The organism is Pseudomonas sp. PDM20 (assembly GCF_014852575.3).
Lineage (GTDB): Bacteria > Pseudomonadota > Gammaproteobacteria > Pseudomonadales > Pseudomonadaceae > Pseudomonas.
In genome coordinates this window covers 4951404-4966735 of sequence record NZ_CM181224.1, presented here as the reverse complement: position 1 = coordinate 4966735, position 15332 = coordinate 4951404, and the positions used below count along the sequence as shown (strand labels likewise).

Here is a 15332-nt window from a genome sequence, read left to right as displayed (position 1 = left end):
AGCTTGCTCGCTCCTACAAAAAGCGCATGCGTCAGTCGAAGGCGAAATGCTCCGTCTTCAGCCCCATGATCGACCGCACCGGCTTCGCCATCGCTGCCGCATGTCCCTTGGCGCGGGGCAGCAGGCGGGCGAAGTAGAAGTCGCTGGTGGCGATCTTGGCCTTGTAGAAGTCGCTCGACTCGCTGCCGCCCTGGCGCAGGCGCTTGCGCGCGGCAGCTTCCTGCAGTGCCCAGGAGTACGCCAGCGCGGCGTAGCCGGAGAACATCAGGTAGTCGTGGCTGGCGGTGCTCACCAGGTCGCGCTGCTTGCGGGCGGTGAGGGCGATGCGCAGGGTCAGCAGGTTCCATTGCGCGCAGAGCCTGAGCAGCGTGAGCGCACGACCGCGCATGGCCGGTTCCTGCTTGAGCAGCTCGACGGCGAACTTCGCCACCTGCCGGGTGAAGTCGCGCACGGCCTTGCCCTGGGTCATCAGCAGCACCTTGCGGCCGAGCAGGTCCAGCGCCTGGATGCCGGTGGTGCCCTCATAGAGCGTGGCGATCCGCGCGTCGCGGACGATCTGCTCCATGCCGTGTTCCTTGATGTAGCCATGGCCGCCGAACACCTGCATGCCGAGGTTGGCGCTCTCCAGGCCCAGCTCGGTCAGGCAGCCCTTGAGGATCGGGGTGAGGAAGCCGAGTTTGTCGTCCCAGCGGTCGTACTCGGCGTTGTCGTTGGTCAGCAGGCCCTGGATCATCTTGTCGGCGTACTGGGTGGCCAGGTAGATCAGCGCGCGGCCGCCCTCGGCCACGGCCTTCTGGGTCAGCAGCATGCGGCGCACGTCGCCGTGGTGCATCAGGCTGTCGGCGATCTCGCCCGGCTCCTTGGTGCCGGAGAGGGCGCGCATCGAGCGGCGCTCACGGGCATAGGCGAGCGCGCCCTGGTAGGCCAGTTCGGCAGTGGCGACGCCCTGGATGGCGGTGCCGATGCGCGCGCTGTTCATGAAGGTGAACATGCACTCCAGGCCCTTGTTCGGCTCGCCGATCAGGTAGCCGGTGGCGCCGTCGAAGTTCATCACGCAGGTCGCCGAGGCCTTGATGCCCATCTTCTTTTCCAGTGCGCCGCAGGTCACGCCGTTGCGCGGGCCGAGGCTGCCGGCTTCACCTGGCAGGAACTTCGGCACGATGAACAGCGAGATGCCGCGTGTGCCCTTGGGCGCATCGGGCAGTCGCGCGAGGACGATGTGCACGATGTTCTCGGTGAGGTCGTGCTCGCCGGAGGAGATGAAGATCTTGGTACCGGTGATCGCGTAGCTGCCGTCGGCGTTGGTTTCCGCGCGGGTCTTCACCTGGCCCAGGTCTGTGCCGCACTGTGGCTCGGTCAGGCACATGGTGCCGCCCCAGCGACCCTCGGTGAGCGGGGTGAGGTAAGTGTGTTTCTGTTCCTCGGTGCCGTGCTGCATGACGGTGTTCATCGCGCCCAGCGACAGGCCCGGGTACATCGAAAACGGCCAGTTGGCGGTGCCCAGCATCTCCTGCTTGAGCGCGCCCAGGCTCATCGGCAGGCCCTGGCCGCCGTACTCCACCGGGTGCGACAGGCCCTGCCAGCCGCCGGCGACGTAGGCGTCGTAGGCTTCCTTGAAGCCCGCGGGCGTGCGTACTTCGCCGTTCTCCAGGTGGCAGCCTTCCTCGTCGCCGCTGTGATAGAGCGGGGCGATCACTTCCTCGCAGAGCTTGGCGCATTCGCCGAGGATGGCGTCGACCATGTCCGGCGTGGCTTCGCCGCCGTTGAGCAGGTTCTGGTAGTGGCTGGGGAAATCGAAGACTTCGTTGAGCAGGAAGCGGGTGTCGCGCAGCGGAGCTTTGTAGACGGGCATCGGGGACCTCGGACCGTGATGCGCCCCGTCGAAAGCGCGGGGCTGGCTGATCGCAGTTATACGGCCGTCTCCGCACGATGCCCTTGGCTGCGCCAACGTCACACACTGGCAGTTGGGACAATAGGCCAGATGGGGCAATCGATCAGAAGGGGCAATCGATCAGAAGGGACAATTGGTCGCGCCGGCCATTGACCGAGCAAGAGTTGCGGGTATATACACGTATCCATGCTGACGACCCAATGCCTTTGCACCAAACTGCGCCGCTCGGCTCGCGCCGTGACTCGCGTCTACGACGATGCCCTGAAGGGCGTCGGGCTGACCACTGCGCAATTCTCCCTGCTGCGGCACCTGTCGCGGCTGGAGCAGCCGAGCATCTCCGAGCTGGCCGATGCCATGGGCCTTGACCGCAGTACGCTGGGGCGCAACCTCAAGCCGCTGGAGGCCGATGGCCTGGTGAAGCTGGAAGAGGGCGAGGATCAGCGCAACCGCATCGTGGCGCTGACGCCGGCCGGGCTCGAGCGCATCGTGCGCGGGCGCGACGCCTGGGACGTGGCGCAGCAGGATGTGGCTGCACACCTGGGCGATGACAAGCGCCGTCAGCTGGAAGCCTTGCTGGATGAACTGGCCGCGCTGGAGAGCTAGCGGCGGCCTGCGTGCTGTTTAGAAGAACGAACAAAAGCGGGTATATACCCGTGTAGGAGCAACTGATGTCGAAGCTGTCGCGCACAGGGTTCTGGATACTGCTATCCGGCGCCCTGATCCTCGCCCTGTCCCTGGGCATCCGCCATGGCTTCGGCCTGTTCCTCGCGCCGATGAGCGCCGAATTCGGCTGGGGGCGCGAGACCTTCGCCTTCGCCATCGCCCTGCAGAACCTGATCTGGGGGATCGCCCAGCCGTTCACCGGGGCCATCGCCGACCGTTTCGGCGCCATGCGCACCGTGCTGGTGGGTGGCATTCTCTACGCAGTCGGCCTGGTGCTGATGGGCTATTCCGACTCGGCCTTCAGCCTTTCCATGAGCGCCGGCCTGCTGATCGGCATCGGCCTGTCGGGCACGTCGTTCTCGGTGATCCTCGGCGCAGTCGGCCGCGCGGTGCCGCTGGAGCGCCGCAGCATGGCCATGGGCATCTCGGCCGCCGCCGGTTCCTTCGGTCAGTTCATCATGCTGCCGGGCACTCTCGGGCTGATCGGCTGGCTGGGCTGGTCCGCCGCGCTTCTGGCGCTGGGTCTGCTGGTGGCCTTCATCGTGCCGCTGGCGGCGCTGATGCGCGACAAGCCGTTGCCCATGCAGGGCCACGAGCAGACTCTTGGCGAGGCGCTGCGCGAGGCGGCCGGGCATTCCGGGTTCTGGCTGCTGTCCCTGGGCTTCTTCGTCTGCGGCTTCCAGGTCGTGTTCATCGGCGTGCACCTGCCGGCCTACCTGGTGGACCGCCACCTGCCCGCCACCGTCGGCACCACGGTGCTGGCGCTGGTCGGGCTGTTCAACGTCTTCGGCACCTACCTCGCCGGCTGGCTCGGCGGACGCATGAGCAAGCCGCGGCTGCTCACCGGCCTGTACCTGCTGCGCGCGGTGGTGATCGTCGCCTTCATCTGGGCGCCGCTGAGCGTCTGGACGGCCTACGCCTTCGGCATCGCCATGGGGCTGCTGTGGCTTTCCACCGTGCCGCTCACCAACGGCACGGTCGCCACGCTGTTCGGCGTGCGCAACCTGTCGATGCTCGGCGGCATCACCTTCCTGTTCCACCAGATCGGCGCCTTCCTCGGCGGCTGGCTGGGTGGCTACGTGTATGACCACACCGGCAACTACGACCTGGTCTGGCAGGTTTCCATCCTCCTCAGCCTGCTGGCCGGCCTGCTCAACTGGCCGGTACGTGAGCGCCCGGTCGAGCGCGCGGCACTGGGGGCCGCGTGAAGCGCCCGGTGGTGATCGCACTGGTGCTGGGCCTTGGCCTGGCGCTGGCCGGTCTTGCCTGGTGGGGCTGGCAGCGGGGCGGGCTGGCGCTGATGCAGCTCGGAATGGGCAGTTGCTGATGACCGGCGCGCGGGGTAGCGTGGCCTGATCACCGGAGGATTCCCACGATGCGCCCACGTCTTTCCCTGCTCGCCCTGACCCTGCTGCTGCCGATGGCCGCACAGGCCGCCGACTGCCCGGCGCTGCTCAAGACCCAGGGCGAATTGCCCAAGCTGCGCTCCAAGGACAGCCTCGATCTCTGCGAACTGTACGCCGGCAAGCCGCTGCTGGTGGTGAACACCGCCAGCCACTGCGGCTTCACTCCGCAGTTCAAGGGCCTCGAGACGGTCTACCAGCAGTACAAGGGGCAGGGCCTGGAAGTGCTTGGCGTGCCCTCCGACGACTTCAAGCAGGAAGACGCCGATGCCGCCGAGACCGCCAAGGTCTGCTACGGCAACTACGGCGTCACCTTCAACATGACCTCGGTGCAGCACGTCAGCGGCGACGAGGCGATCCCGCTGTTCAAGGACCTCGCCCAGCAGGCCGACCAGGTGCCGCGCTGGAACTTCTTCAAGTACGTGGTGGACCGCCAGGGCAAGGTGGTGGCGCAGTTTTCCAGCCTGACCAAACCGGACGATCCGCAGCTGCAGGCGGCGATCGAGAAGGCTATCGCCAGCCAGCCCTGAGGTGTAGCCCGGGCCCATGCCCGGCTTTTCCTTGCGCCAGAGCGGCGGAAGTGAAATTTCCTGTTACAGGTTCGACGCTGGAGTGCGACAATTCGGGCCCGGCGGCACTGCATTTGGCCGTCGATGTCATGGATACGATTCAGGAGATTCACCCTATGGATGGCAAAGCCCTCTTCCTGGCTGCCTTACTCGCACAGGCTGTCGCCGCCCCGGCGTTCGCCGCTCCCGCCACTTCCAACCAGAGCGAAGCCCCCGCGGCTGCCGCTGCTCCCGCTCCCGCCGCCGAGTCGGACGAGGAGATGTCGCCCGAGACCTTCGTCGCCAGCCTGCATTTCCAGAAGGGCAAGGTGGTGGTCGGCGATAACCTCGCGACCTTCGACCTGCCGGACAATTTCGTCTTCCTCGACGGCAAGGATGCCGAGCGCGTCCTCGAGGCCTGGGGCAACCCGCCCAACGACGCGCCGCCGCTGGGCATGCTGATGCCGGCCGGCGTGTCGCCCTTCGACGCCGAGTCCTGGGCGGTGACCGTGCAGTACGAGGAGAGTGGCTACGTTTCCGACGAGGATGCGGCGAAGATCGACTACGCCGAGATGCTCAAGGACATGCAGGACGACCTCAAGGAAGCCAACCCGCAGCGCGAGCAGCAGGGCTTCGAGGCAATCCAGCTGATCGGCTGGGCCGCGCCGCCGCGCTATGACGCCGCGGAGAAGAAGCTGTACTGGGCCAAGGAGCTGCAGTTCGGCGACGCCAAGGAACACACGCTGAACTACAACATCCGTGCACTGGGCCGCAAAGGCGTGCTGGTGCTGAACTTCGTCGCGGGCATGGAGCAGCTGCCGGAAATCGAGAAGAACGTCAGCAAGGTGCTGGCGATGACCGAGTTCAACCCGGGCAGCCGCTATGTCGACTTCAACCCCAGCGTCGACAAGGTTGCTGCCTATGGCCTGGGCGCGCTGATTGCCGGCAAGGTCGCCGCCAAGGTCGGCCTGTTCGCCACCCTGCTGGTCCTGCTGAAGAAGTTGTGGATCGTTCCGGCCCTGGCCATCGGCTGGATCGCCCGCCGCTTCAAGCGCAAGCCGTCAAACGAGGGCTGATTCGCCGACCTGAGTTTCGCGGCACAAAAAAGCCGGGCATCTGCCCGGCTTTTTCTTTTGCGCTGAAGGATCAGCCTTTCTCGCCCTGGACGGCCTTGCCGCCCACGGTGCCTTCCTTGAGCATGATCTGGTATTCCTTGCCGTCGGACTCCTGCTGGTACAGGCGCACGAGGAGGAAGTCCCAATCCTTGGCGAACCAGAGGATGGTCTTGCGGTTGCTCTTGGTGGGGTCGCGCACGCGCTCCACCTTGATCGCGGTGATCAGGCCGGCCTGGGTGCGGACCTTTTCTTCGCCGAGCACGCGGAAGTCGTAGGTATCGGTATCGGTACCCTCGATCACCTGGTAGCTCATGGCCTTCTTGCCGACAGCCACGTCATGCTGCAGCGCGAGCTGGTAGGTGGACTTGTCCAGCTGGCCCTTGTTCAGCGGCTGGCGCACCTGGTCGCCACGGTCGCTGCCCAGCACCTGCTTCTCGGCCCAGTCGAAATCGAGCTCGGTCTGCTTGTTCTTGCCCAGGCCTTCGCGGGCCCAGCGGTAGGTCAGCGGCAGGTAGGTGTCGTTCTCGACCTTGAACGTGCTGGTCTCGGTGAGGCTGGCGAGCAGCATGGACGCCTTGAAGTCCAGTTCCCAGCGGCCGCCGTCGCCTTGCTTGAGGCTGCGGGAAGCGGTCCCGCTGATCGGCATCTGTTTCCAGTCGGCGGTGTAGCTGGCCTCGAACGGCTTCAGCTCGAAAGCCTGGGCCGGCAGGGTCAGTACAGCCATCAGGAACAGCAGGGCTCTACGCATCACGAATCTCCTAGGTTCGGTACGAATGGCCGGATGCGGGCAGAAGCTCCCCATCCAGCGTGGCGCCATGTTCACCCAGCCTGACTCGGCCTTCGGCGAACCAGCGCATGGCCAGCGGATAGATCACATGTTCCTGCACGTGAACGCGCTGTGCCAGCGTTTCCGGCGTGTCGTCAGACTCTACCGGGATTGCCGCCTGTACGACCAGCGGACCGCCATCAAGTTCCTCGGTGACGAAGTGCACGCTGCAGCCGTGCTCGGCGTCGCCAGCCTCCAGCGCACGCTGGTGGGTGTGCAGGCCCTTGTACTTGGGCAGCAGGGACGGATGGATGTTCAGCAGGCGGCCCTGGTAGTGACGCACGAAGTCCGCGCTCAAGATGCGCATGAAGCCGGCGAGCAGCACCAGATCGGCGTCGAAGCCGTCGATGGCCTGGATCAGCGCGGCGTCGAAGCTTTCGCGGTCGGCGTAGGACTTGTGGTCGAGGAAGCGAGTCTCGATGTTGGCCTTTCGCGCACGCTCCAGGCCATAGGCGTCCGCGCGGTTGGAGATCACCGCGCGGATCACCGCCGGCGTGTCAGCGCCGGCGAGACTGTCGATCAGGGCTTGCAGGTTGCTGCCGGAGCCGGAAATCAGCACCACGACATTGCAAGGTGTGGACATCAGTGGCCTTTCAGGTTGTTCAGGACCACGCGCTCGGCGTCGGCGGCGCAAGCGTCGATGCGGCCGATGACCCACGGCTGCTCGCCGGCTTCACGCAGGGCCTTCAGGGAAGCCTCGACCTGATCCTGTGCAACGCAGATGACCATGCCCACGCCGCAGTTCAGCACGCGGTGCATTTCGGTCTCGTCGACGTTGCCTTTTTCCTGCAGCCAGTCGAAGACCGCCGGGCGCTGCCAGCTGGCCACGTCAACCACGGCCTGGGCGTTGTCCGGCAGAACGCGCGGGATGTTGTCCAGCAGGCCGCCGCCGGTGATGTGGGCCATGGCCTTGACCGCGCCGGTCTGCTTGATCAGCTGCAGCAGCGGCTTCACGTAGATGCGGGTCGGGGCCATCAGCAGATCGGCCAGGGGCTGGCCGTTCAGCTGGGTGGCTTCGATGTCGGCACCGGAGACTTCGATGATCTTGCGGATCAGCGAGTAGCCGTTGGAGTGCGGGCCGGAGGAGGGCAGGGCGATCAGGGCGTCGCCGGCGACCACTTTCGAGCCGTCGATGATCTCGGACTTTTCCACCACGCCGACGCAGAAGCCGGCCAGGTCGTAGTCTTCGCCTTCGTACATGCCCGGCATCTCGGCGGTTTCACCACCGACCAGGGAGCAGCCAGCCAGCTCGCAGCCGGCACCGATGCCGGTGACCACGGTGGCGGCCACGTCGACATTGAGCTTGCCGGTGGCGTAGTAGTCGAGGAAGAACAGCGGCTCGGCGCCGCACACGACCAGGTCGTTCACGCACATGGCGACCAGGTCCTGGCCGATGCTGTCGTGCTTGTTCAGGTTCAGCGCCAGGCGCAGCTTGGTGCCGACGCCGTCGGTACCGGAGACCAGTACGGGCTGCTTGTAACCGGCCGGGATTTCGCAAAGAGCGCCAAAGCCACCCAGGCCGCCCATGACTTCCGGACGCGCGGTGCGCTTGGCGACGCCTTTGATGCGTTCGACCAGGGCTTCGCCGGCGTCGATGTCCACACCGGCGTCCTTGTAGCTCAACGAGGGTTGCTTGTTGCTCATAAATCCAGGCCTATAGAAGGGATGATTCGTCTTGCCGCCGGGTGCGCCGTTCGCGCTTCCCGGCCTGCGCGGGAGGCGCGGGATTTTATCAGGCTTGCCCGGCAGCGGCCATCTCGCGCTGTTGCCGCTGGCCGGACGGCTGTTTAAGGTATAGGCCTTCCTTGCCAGCTCGTTGCACGCTGGCATCTTCGTTTTTGCCGCGAGAGCCCGCCATGCGCCTGACCGTCCGCCTGTTGATCCTCTGCCTGTCGCTGTTCAGCCTGCCGTCCTTCGCTGAAACGCTGGGCAACCTGTACCAGGTGCACGAACCGGTCGCTTCCCAGCAGCCGGACGAGCGCAATGCCGGCCTGACCCGTGCCCTGCAGACCCTGGTGCTGCGCCTGACCGGCAACGCCAGCGCCGCACAGAGCCCGGCGCTGGCCGGCTACTTCAAGGACCCGCAGCAACTGATCAGCCAGTACGGCTTCGAGAACGGCCCGCCCATGGCGCTGGTCGTGGACTTCGATCCGACCGCCACCGACAACGCCCTGCGCCAGGCCGGACTGCCGGTGTGGGGTGCCAGCCGCCCGAGCGTGCTGGCCTGGTGGCTGAACGAAAGCGCCAACGGCAGCAGCCTGGTGGGCGACAGTCAGGAAGCCTCCGCCCCGCTGAACCGTGCGGCCCAGCGCCGCGGACTGCCGCTGCGCCTGCCGATGGCCGACCTCAGCGAGCAGCAGGTCGGCACCCCCGAGAACCTCAACGCGGCCCAGCCGGACGCGCTGCAGGCCGCCTCCGAGCGCTACGGCGCCGATGCCCTGCTGGCGGTGGACGCCAAGGAAGCCGACGGCAAGTGGACCGCCACCTGGCGCGTGTGGATGGGCGACAGCCGTGAACAGGGCCAGGCCCAGGGCGATACCCCGGACGCGCTGGCCGATGCGGTGATGCTCGGTGTGTCGCAGCGTCTGTCGCAGCGTTTCGTCGGTTCGGCAGGCTCGGCTTCGGCCCAGGTCCTGCAGATCGAGGGCGCCGACCTGGCCCGTTACGCCGAAGTCTCGCGTCTGCTGGAGCCGATGGGCGCCAAGCTGGTGGAAGTCCAGGGTAACAAGCTCGTCTACCGCGTGACTGCCAGCACCGAGCAACTGCGTGCGCAACTGGCGCTGGCCCGCCTGCAGGAAGCCCCGGCCGAGCCGGCGCAACCCGCGGTCGACGCCAATGGCCAGCCGGTGCCGAACGCAGCCGTTCCGGCTCAGAACACCCTGCGTTTCCACTGGTGACGAGCGCTCCGGAAGCGGGCAAAGTCCCGCTTCCCGGCGCCGATGGCTCTGAGTCGCACGTGGTAGCTGCGTTATCCTTCTGATTTGGATAAACTTTCAGTCACCAAGGCCCACCCCAAGCGATTGAAGAAACGCCCGGCCCGGCATGACTCCTATGCAGCTCCCACTCAGCGTACGTCTGCGCGATGACGCAACGTTCGCCAACTACTACCCCGGTGCCAACGCCGCGGCGCTCGGCTATGTCGAGCGTCTGTGCGAGCCCGAGGCGGGGTGGACGGAAAGCCTGATCTATCTCTGGGGCGCCGAGGGCGTGGGCCGCAGCCACCTGCTGCAGGCTGCCTGCATTCGCTCCGAGCAGCTGGGGGAGCCGTCGGTCTACCTGCCGATGGCAGACCTCGTGGCCTACGGTCCGGAAATCTTCGACAACCTGGAGCAGCGCGAGCTGGTGTGCCTGGACGATCTTGACGCCCTGGCCGGCAAGCGTGAGTGGGAAGAGGCGCTGTTCCACCTGTTCAACCGCCTGCGCGATTCCGGTCGCAAGCTGCTGCTGTCGGCCTCGGTATCGCCGCGCGAGCTGGGGGTGAAGCTGCCGGACCTGAAATCCCGCCTGACCCTCTCGCTGATCTTCCAGCTGCACCCGCTGACCGACGACGAGAAGCTGCGCGCCCTTCAGCTGCGCGCTTCGCGCCGGGGCCTGCACCTGACCGACGAAGTGGGACGCTTCATCCTCACTCGCGGCGCGCGCAGCATGCAGTTCCTCTTCGACCTGCTGGATGAACTGGACAAGGCCTCGCTGCAGGCCCAGCGCAAGCTGACCATTCCCTTCCTCAAGGAAACCATGGGCTGGTAAGCCCCGGTTTCCTCGATTCGCGGTTTCCGATCAGGCGCTCGTCGCTTCCTGTTGTGGCTCCTGGCCTTCGCCCGCCAGTTTGCGGTCGTACTGGAAGCGCCAGCGCGTGTACATCAGCGCCGAACAGAACATCGACACGCTGAGGATGATCTCCGCCCAGCCGAAGATGGCGTGGTTGGGATCGAAGGCGTTGAGTACGCCGAGGATGAAGTACAGGTTGATCACGTAGCACGCCCAGGCGTGGCCACGCGCGCTGCCGATCAGGATTCCCGGCGCCACCACCAGCAGCGGTAGCAGCTTGAAGCCGAGGAAGGCCCACGGCACCCAGTGCGCGCCACCGTGGGCGTCGGCAAACAGCACGTCCCAGATGACGATGAGCAGGATCAGCCCGATGAAGCTGCCGAGGGCGACCGCGCGGCTGGCGGCCAGCCGGGGTTTTAGCCATTCCATGGGCGGCAGCGGTTTGTTCTTGCGGGCCATTCAGCTCTCCAGTTTGCGGGCGACTTCGGCCAGGCGCTTGCCCAGCGCGCGGCACAGGGTGATTTCTTGTTCGTCCAGGCTGCGCTTGCCGTCGGCCGTAGCGAAGTGGCTGGCGCCATAAGGCGTGCCGCCGCCGCGGGTTTCCAGGAGGGCGGGCTCGCTGTAGGGGATGCCGGTGATGAGCATGCCGTGGTGCAGCAGCGGCAGCATCATCGACAGCTGGGTGGTTTCCTGGCCGCCGTGCAGGCTGGCGGTGGAGGTGAACACAGCCGCCGGCTTGCCCACCAGGCCACCGGTCAGCCACAGGCTGCTGGTGCCGTCGAGGAAGTACTTGAGCGGCGCGGCCATGTTGCCGAAGCGGGTCGGGCTGCCGAGGACGAGGCCCGAGCAATCCTTCAGGTCATCCAGGGTGGCATAGAGCGCGCCTTCGGCCGGGATATCCGGGGCAACGGCTTCGCACTCGGTGGAAACCGCCGGCACCGTGCGCACGCGCGCTTCCAGCCCGCCCTGCTCGACGCCACGGGCGATCTGCCGCGCCATTTCGGCGGTGGCGCCGTGGCGGCTGTAGTACAGGACCAGGATATAGGGCGCGCTCAAGGCAGGATCTCCAGCACTTTCTCCGGCGGACGGCCGATCACTGCCTTGTCGCCGACGATAACGATCGGGCGCTCGATCAGCTTCGGATGGCTGACCATCGCCTGGATCAGCTGGTCATCGCCCAGCGCCGGGTTGGCCAGGTCCAGTTCCTTGTATTCGTCTTCGCCGGTACGCAGCAGCTGACGTGCGCCAATGCCCAGCTTGCCGAGCAGCGCCTTGAGTTCGGCGGCGCTGGGCGGGGTTTCCAGGTAGCGCACGATGGTCGGCTGGATACCGCGCTCTTCGAGCAATTCGAGGGCGCCACGGGATTTGGAGCAGCGCGGATTGTGGAAAATTGAAATCTGGCTCATGTGCCGGGACTCGCAAGGCCGATGAAGTGGCGGCTATTCTAACCGCCTCCTCGGACTGGACTGAACCGCTGTCGTTCGCCGCGATCTACGAGGACGGTTTTTTCAGTGCAGCCAAAGGACACTTCATGCACGAACGCTTGCAGGGCCTGGTCGAATTCGGCCGCTATCTGGTCCAGCGCTTCCTGGCCGACAAGGCGCCCAACAGCGCCGCGGCCCTGACCTACACCACGCTGTTCGCGGTCGTCCCGATGATGACCGTGACCTTCGCCATGCTCTCGGCCGTTCCGGCCTTCGAGGGCATGGGGGAGCGCATCCAGCTGTTCGTGTTCCGCAACTTCGTGCCGTCCACCGGCGAGGCGGTCGAGGCCTACCTGCGCAATTTCACCGTGCAGGCGCGGCACCTGACGTGGCTGGGCGTGGCTTTCCTGGCGGTCACGGCCTTCACCATGCTGGTGACCATCGAGAAGGCCTTCAATGCCATCTGGCGCGTGCGTCAGCCGCGCCGGGGCGTGACTCGCTTCCTGCTGTACTGGGCGATTCTCAGCCTGGGTCCGTTGCTGCTGGGCACCGGCTTCGCCGTGTCCACCTACATTACGTCGCTGTCGTTGCTCTCAGGCCCCCATGCGTTGCCGGGGGCGGCAATGTTGCTGAAGTTCATGCCGCTGCTGGCCAGCGTGGCAGCTTTCACCCTGATCTACGCGGCGGTGCCTAACGCGCGGGTGCCGTTCCTGCACGCGTTGGCGGGTGGTGTCTTCACCTCGATCCTGTTCGAGGCGGCCAAGTCGCTGTTCGGCTTCTATGTGAGCTTCTTCCCTGGTTACAAGCTGATCTACGGCGCCTTCGCCACCGTGCCGCTGTTCCTGCTCTGGGTCTACCTGTCGTGGCTGATCGTGCTGTTCGGCGCGGAACTGGTCTGCAACCTGTCCTCGACCCGTCTCTGGCGCCGTCGTGCCTTGCCGCGCCTGCTGGTGATCCTCGGTGTGCTGCGGGTGTTCTTCGACCGCCAGCGCCACGGCCTGCCGACGCGCCTGGTGCATCTGCACCGCGCCGGTTGGTTGCTGCCCGAAGACGAGTGGGAAGAGGTGCTGGATTTCCTCGAGGGCGAGCAACTGGTCTGCCGTGCCGGCTCGACCACCGCGGCCTGGGTGCTGTGCCGCGACCTGGGCAGCTACAGCCTGCATCACCTGCTCAACCGCAGCCCGTGGCCGCTGCCTTGCCTGGAGGCGCTGCCGGCGGAGCTGGACGAGCCCTGGTACCCGGAATTACGGGAAACGCTGGCGCGCTACCAGGCGGATCGTCAGGCGCTTTTCGGTGACAGTCTGGCGAAATGGTTGAAGCCGTCACATTCCGAGTGACGCAAAACGTCAGTTTGCGGCGAATCTGATGCTTTGACAGCTTTGTACCACTTCAGAAATGCGCCATTTCTGGCTATTTCAGAATTGGCACAGTTCTGGCTTTGGAGGATTCAGGACACAGGAGTCCTTCAGAAGTTCCTCCAAGGCCAGCGAATCCATGAAAAAAGACCAGAACAACGTAGTGCACCTGCATCAGCGCGATCTGACGAGCGCCCTGGAGCGGTTGAATAGAATCACTGGTCTGCAGTTCAGCAGCTGGCCCGAATCGCTCCTGCCGTCCGTCTCGCAAGAGGCCGCCGAACCCGCTGCAGCCGAGTCGTCGGACGACGACACGCTGGTACGTCAGTTGGGCTGAATCTTCACAGGCTGGTGGCTACCGGACGTGTTGCTCCGGCCTGCTGTTCCACCGCCTGCATGAAGACTTCCTCGGCGATTACCCGCGACAGGGGAATGGCCGCGCGCAGCTTGATCTGCGCGTCCTCGATCCGCTGGGAGAACACCAGGCGCGCCACGCCAGACAGCAGGATGCGGCTCTGCTTGTTGATCGTGCCATGGTCGATCACCACTTCCCGGCTGCGCTCGCCATCGCGGTAGCTGAGCAGCAGCGTCACCGGCAGGTCCGCCACGCCGGGCAAATGCAGCCAGACCGCGACATTGAAGTCGGCCAGGCGTCCCCCGTTGGCCGCATTGGCCGGCCGTGCGCTGGCGACAATATGGCTGGGAACCTTGCTGACAAGCTGGTCTGTAGGCTGCATCGGGCTGTCCTGTCGATGGAGGCTGGCGTACTTGGCGCCAGTCGCATTCTGAAGGCCGCTGAATAGTCGGCGAGCGAGAGTCGTCCCGGAAGTCAGGACGAACGTTCGAATTATAGGGAGGAGGTCTCCTGGCATTCCGGGCTTACTGCCGATCTTGCCTGTGACATCTCTCCCAAAATCGACAATCAGGCCAGGCGCAGCGGGTGGCGAGCTACCAATGGCGTGCTGAGGTTGGCGACGGGCAGCGGCAGGATGGTCTGGTTGTCGAAGCTGGCCAGTTGCAGCCACAGGTTCTCGCCTTCGACGAACTGCCCCTGGGCTACCCAGAGCCCGTGATACCAGCCGTTGCCCGGTTCCGGCGTACTCTGCAGGACGCCGGGGTGACGCTGTGCGTCAGGTGCGCGGCGCAGCCAGACCGGACGGGGCAGTCCCTTCAGGTAGCGCAGGCCGAGGTGCAGTCCATCGTTGTTGAGGTGCCGCCAGCGCACCACCGCAAGGGTTGGCGTGCCGCCGTTGCCGGGAATCAGCAGCAACTGGCCGACCGGCAGCTGCCCGGCCTGCTGGCCGGCGCAGAGGATGCGGGCACCGCCCGCGCTGGCGTCCATCAGCGTCGCTTCCCGGCAGGGGCTCGTCGAGCTGTCCAGCAGGTGCTGCTGAATAGCCGGAAGGCCGACGACTACCCGACAGGTACCCTTCTGTTCGGCACGCTCATGGCGGCGCGTCTGGTGTCCAAGCCAATGGTGGCGGACGCGCTCCAGCAGCACGCCCTGGTCCAGGCGGCGTAGCGGCGCCGGGTCGTGCAGGGCGATCAGCAGGGCGCCCAGTTCCAGTCGGCGCAGTTGATCGGGCGGCGCGTCAGCGGCCTGTTCGACTGCAAGGCAAGGCTCGTCCGAGCCGAGGTCGACGACGAAGCCTTCCTGTTCCTCGTCGTCCCAGGGCAGCAGGCGGCCCAGTGCGGCCAGCGGCGCCAGGGCCGAAAACAGCTGGGGGGCTTCGCCCTCGGTCAGGTGGAAAGGGTTACTCAAGGCCAGTAGCAGTATCTGCTGGTACAGCCCGCGCAGGGTGCCGGCCGGGATCGGGTCGAATGCCGCCGCCACCGGTTCGTCCAGGCACTCCTGGTGCTCGCCGATCCAGTACAGCAGGTGGCTGTCGCGCCACAGGCTGCCCGGTGGCTGCTGGTATTGCTGGTAGTGCCGCAGCAGGGCCTGGGCGAGGAAGTGCTGGGCCATGTACAGGCACCAGGCCATGTGCGGCCGCGACGGCTTGCGGCCGTGCAGGATCTGCAGCAGCAGGCGCTTGAAGCCAGCGGCGAGTTCGCTGCAGAAGTGCACGAAGAGCGCTGGCGGCACCTTTTCCTGGCGAATCAACCGTTCGTAATGCCGGTATTCTTCGCTGAGGCTTTGCAGGGCGCGTTGTCTTTCCAGTAAGGTCAGCGCGCATCGGTTGAGGCGGAACAGCGTGCCCAGCGCCCTCTGCAGACCTTCCTGCAGGGGCTGTTGCCGCGATTCCTGGAGCCTGACCGCCAGGTTGCTCATTGCCTCGGCGTCTTCTTCGAGGATGTCCGGCACCTCCAAGCGCAGGGCATCGAGCATCATGACCACC

General features: G+C 65.8%; 18 protein-coding genes. 9 read left to right on the top strand and 9 right to left on the bottom strand.

The features are described 5' to 3' along the window. Nucleotides 1-31 precede the first annotated feature (31 nt). The gene (locus tag IB261_RS22810) at nucleotides 32-1852 is read right to left on the bottom strand and encodes an acyl-CoA dehydrogenase C-terminal domain-containing protein (RefSeq protein WP_151187998.1); all 1821 of its coding nucleotides are present in this window, start codon (nucleotides 1850-1852) and stop codon (nucleotides 32-34) included. Nucleotides 1853-2077: 225 nt separating this feature from the next. Here IB261_RS22810 and IB261_RS22805 point away from each other — a divergent pair, with 225 nt between their 5' ends. The 5 genes from IB261_RS22805 to IB261_RS22785 all read left to right on the top strand — a co-directional run bounded on the left by IB261_RS22805 (nucleotide 2078) and on the right by IB261_RS22785 (nucleotide 5581). Next, nucleotides 2078-2494: a MarR family winged helix-turn-helix transcriptional regulator gene (locus IB261_RS22805; protein WP_081520132.1), complete on the top strand. Its 417-nt coding sequence runs from the start codon at nucleotides 2078-2080 to the stop codon at nucleotides 2492-2494. A 74-nt stretch (nucleotides 2495-2568) separates the two neighbouring features. Beyond that, nucleotides 2569-3762 (top strand): MFS transporter, encoded by a 1194-nt coding sequence (locus tag IB261_RS22800; protein ID WP_139791678.1) that lies wholly within the window; start codon nucleotides 2569-2571, stop codon nucleotides 3760-3762. After that, complete coding sequence (locus IB261_RS22795; RefSeq protein ID WP_255302887.1) at nucleotides 3759-3881, top strand: hypothetical protein; 123 nt, start codon at nucleotides 3759-3761, stop codon at nucleotides 3879-3881. Before IB261_RS22800 ends, IB261_RS22795 begins: the two co-directional genes overlap by 4 nt. Before the next feature lie 48 nt (nucleotides 3882-3929). Next, entirely contained in the window at nucleotides 3930-4487 is a 558-nt protein-coding gene (locus IB261_RS22790) for a glutathione peroxidase (protein WP_081520134.1), read from the top strand. A gap of 155 nt (nucleotides 4488-4642) precedes the next feature. Then, the gene (locus IB261_RS22785) at nucleotides 4643-5581 is read left to right on the top strand and encodes a DUF2167 domain-containing protein (RefSeq protein ID WP_192381090.1); all 939 of its coding nucleotides are present in this window, start codon (nucleotides 4643-4645) and stop codon (nucleotides 5579-5581) included. A gap of 70 nt (nucleotides 5582-5651) precedes the next feature. Here IB261_RS22785 and IB261_RS22780 read toward each other — a convergent pair whose 3' ends face one another. From IB261_RS22780 to purM, 3 genes are read right to left on the bottom strand one after another with little or no spacing between them, the layout of a single operon-like run. After that, nucleotides 5652-6368, bottom strand: coding sequence for a DUF3108 domain-containing protein (locus IB261_RS22780; protein WP_081520136.1), 717 nt, complete (start codon nucleotides 6366-6368; stop codon nucleotides 5652-5654). Between the two features lie 10 nt (nucleotides 6369-6378). Next, entirely contained in the window at nucleotides 6379-7029 is a 651-nt protein-coding gene (gene purN, locus IB261_RS22775) for a phosphoribosylglycinamide formyltransferase (protein WP_081520137.1), read from the bottom strand. Then, nucleotides 7029-8090 carry a phosphoribosylformylglycinamidine cyclo-ligase gene (purM, locus tag IB261_RS22770; RefSeq protein ID WP_192381091.1) on the bottom strand — a complete coding sequence of 354 codons (1062 nt, stop codon included), beginning with the start codon at nucleotides 8088-8090 and terminating at the stop codon, nucleotides 7029-7031. The genes purN and purM overlap by 1 nt, the downstream gene beginning before the upstream one ends. Before the next feature lie 212 nt (nucleotides 8091-8302). On the opposite strand from purM, the gene IB261_RS22765 reads away from it, so the two are divergent. Together IB261_RS22765 and hda are read left to right on the top strand one after the other, a co-directional pair. Continuing rightward, nucleotides 8303-9343 (top strand): DUF2066 domain-containing protein, encoded by a 1041-nt coding sequence (locus IB261_RS22765; protein ID WP_192381092.1) that lies wholly within the window; start codon nucleotides 8303-8305, stop codon nucleotides 9341-9343. Nucleotides 9344-9488: 145 nt separating this feature from the next. Next, entirely contained in the window at nucleotides 9489-10193 is a 705-nt protein-coding gene (gene hda / locus IB261_RS22760; protein WP_024764559.1) for a DnaA regulatory inactivator Hda, read from the top strand. Nucleotides 10194-10223: 30 nt separating this feature from the next. Here hda and IB261_RS22755 read toward each other — a convergent pair whose 3' ends face one another. The 3 genes from IB261_RS22755 to arsC are packed head-to-tail and all read right to left on the bottom strand — an operon-like array spanning nucleotide 10224 to nucleotide 11620. Beyond that, nucleotides 10224-10673, bottom strand: coding sequence for a DUF2069 domain-containing protein (locus tag IB261_RS22755; RefSeq protein ID WP_192381093.1), 450 nt, complete (start codon nucleotides 10671-10673; stop codon nucleotides 10224-10226). Beyond that, nucleotides 10674-11270 (bottom strand): NAD(P)H:quinone oxidoreductase, encoded by a 597-nt coding sequence (gene wrbA / locus IB261_RS22750; protein WP_192381094.1) that lies wholly within the window; start codon nucleotides 11268-11270, stop codon nucleotides 10674-10676. After that, nucleotides 11267-11620: an arsenate reductase (glutaredoxin) gene (arsC, locus tag IB261_RS22745; protein ID WP_081520142.1), complete on the bottom strand. Its 354-nt coding sequence runs from the start codon at nucleotides 11618-11620 to the stop codon at nucleotides 11267-11269. Before arsC ends, wrbA begins: the two co-directional genes overlap by 4 nt. A gap of 125 nt (nucleotides 11621-11745) precedes the next feature. On the opposite strand from arsC, the gene IB261_RS22740 reads away from it, so the two are divergent. Next, entirely contained in the window at nucleotides 11746-12975 is a 1230-nt protein-coding gene (locus IB261_RS22740; RefSeq protein WP_081520143.1) for a YihY family inner membrane protein, read from the top strand. Between the two features lie 157 nt (nucleotides 12976-13132). Beyond that, nucleotides 13133-13330 (top strand): hypothetical protein, encoded by a 198-nt coding sequence (locus IB261_RS22735; protein WP_081520144.1) that lies wholly within the window; start codon nucleotides 13133-13135, stop codon nucleotides 13328-13330. Between the two features lie 4 nt (nucleotides 13331-13334). On the opposite strand, the gene IB261_RS22730 is transcribed toward IB261_RS22735, so the two are convergent. Further along, nucleotides 13335-13730, bottom strand: a complete 396-nt coding sequence (locus tag IB261_RS22730) for a hypothetical protein (RefSeq protein WP_151187992.1) — start codon at nucleotides 13728-13730, stop codon at nucleotides 13335-13337. A gap of 185 nt (nucleotides 13731-13915) precedes the next feature. Then, nucleotides 13916-15325 carry a PilZ domain-containing protein gene (locus IB261_RS22725; protein WP_081520146.1) on the bottom strand — a complete coding sequence of 470 codons (1410 nt, stop codon included), beginning with the start codon at nucleotides 15323-15325 and terminating at the stop codon, nucleotides 13916-13918. Nucleotides 15326-15332 lie beyond the last annotated feature (7 nt).

Excerpts from the sequence above, each read along its gene's own strand:
- IB261_RS22810 (WP_151187998.1), bottom strand. The coding sequence starts at position 1,852 with ATGCCCGTCTACAAAGCTCCGCTGCGCGACACCCGCTTCCTGCTCAAC.
- IB261_RS22805 (WP_081520132.1), top strand. The coding sequence starts at position 2,078 with ATGCTGACGACCCAATGCCTTTGCACCAAACTGCGCCGCTCGGCTCGC.
- IB261_RS22790 (WP_081520134.1), top strand. The coding sequence starts at position 3,930 with ATGCGCCCACGTCTTTCCCTGCTCGCCCTGACCCTGCTGCTGCCGATG.
- IB261_RS22785 (WP_192381090.1), top strand. The coding sequence starts at position 4,643 with ATGGATGGCAAAGCCCTCTTCCTGGCTGCCTTACTCGCACAGGCTGTC.
- IB261_RS22780 (WP_081520136.1), bottom strand. The coding sequence starts at position 6,368 with ATGCGTAGAGCCCTGCTGTTCCTGATGGCTGTACTGACCCTGCCGGCC.
- purN (WP_081520137.1), bottom strand. The coding sequence starts at position 7,029 with ATGTCCACACCTTGCAATGTCGTGGTGCTGATTTCCGGCTCCGGCAGC.
- purM (WP_192381091.1), bottom strand. The coding sequence starts at position 8,090 with ATGAGCAACAAGCAACCCTCGTTGAGCTACAAGGACGCCGGTGTGGAC.
- IB261_RS22765 (WP_192381092.1), top strand. The coding sequence starts at position 8,303 with ATGCGCCTGACCGTCCGCCTGTTGATCCTCTGCCTGTCGCTGTTCAGC.
- hda (WP_024764559.1), top strand. The coding sequence starts at position 9,489 with ATGACTCCTATGCAGCTCCCACTCAGCGTACGTCTGCGCGATGACGCA.
- IB261_RS22755 (WP_192381093.1), bottom strand. The coding sequence starts at position 10,673 with ATGGCCCGCAAGAACAAACCGCTGCCGCCCATGGAATGGCTAAAACCC.
- arsC (WP_081520142.1), bottom strand. The coding sequence starts at position 11,620 with ATGAGCCAGATTTCAATTTTCCACAATCCGCGCTGCTCCAAATCCCGT.
- IB261_RS22740 (WP_081520143.1), top strand. The coding sequence starts at position 11,746 with ATGCACGAACGCTTGCAGGGCCTGGTCGAATTCGGCCGCTATCTGGTC.
- IB261_RS22735 (WP_081520144.1), top strand. The coding sequence starts at position 13,133 with ATGAAAAAAGACCAGAACAACGTAGTGCACCTGCATCAGCGCGATCTG.
- IB261_RS22730 (WP_151187992.1), bottom strand. The coding sequence starts at position 13,730 with ATGCAGCCTACAGACCAGCTTGTCAGCAAGGTTCCCAGCCATATTGTC.
- IB261_RS22725 (WP_081520146.1), bottom strand. The coding sequence starts at position 15,325 with ATGATGCTCGATGCCCTGCGCTTGGAGGTGCCGGACATCCTCGAAGAA.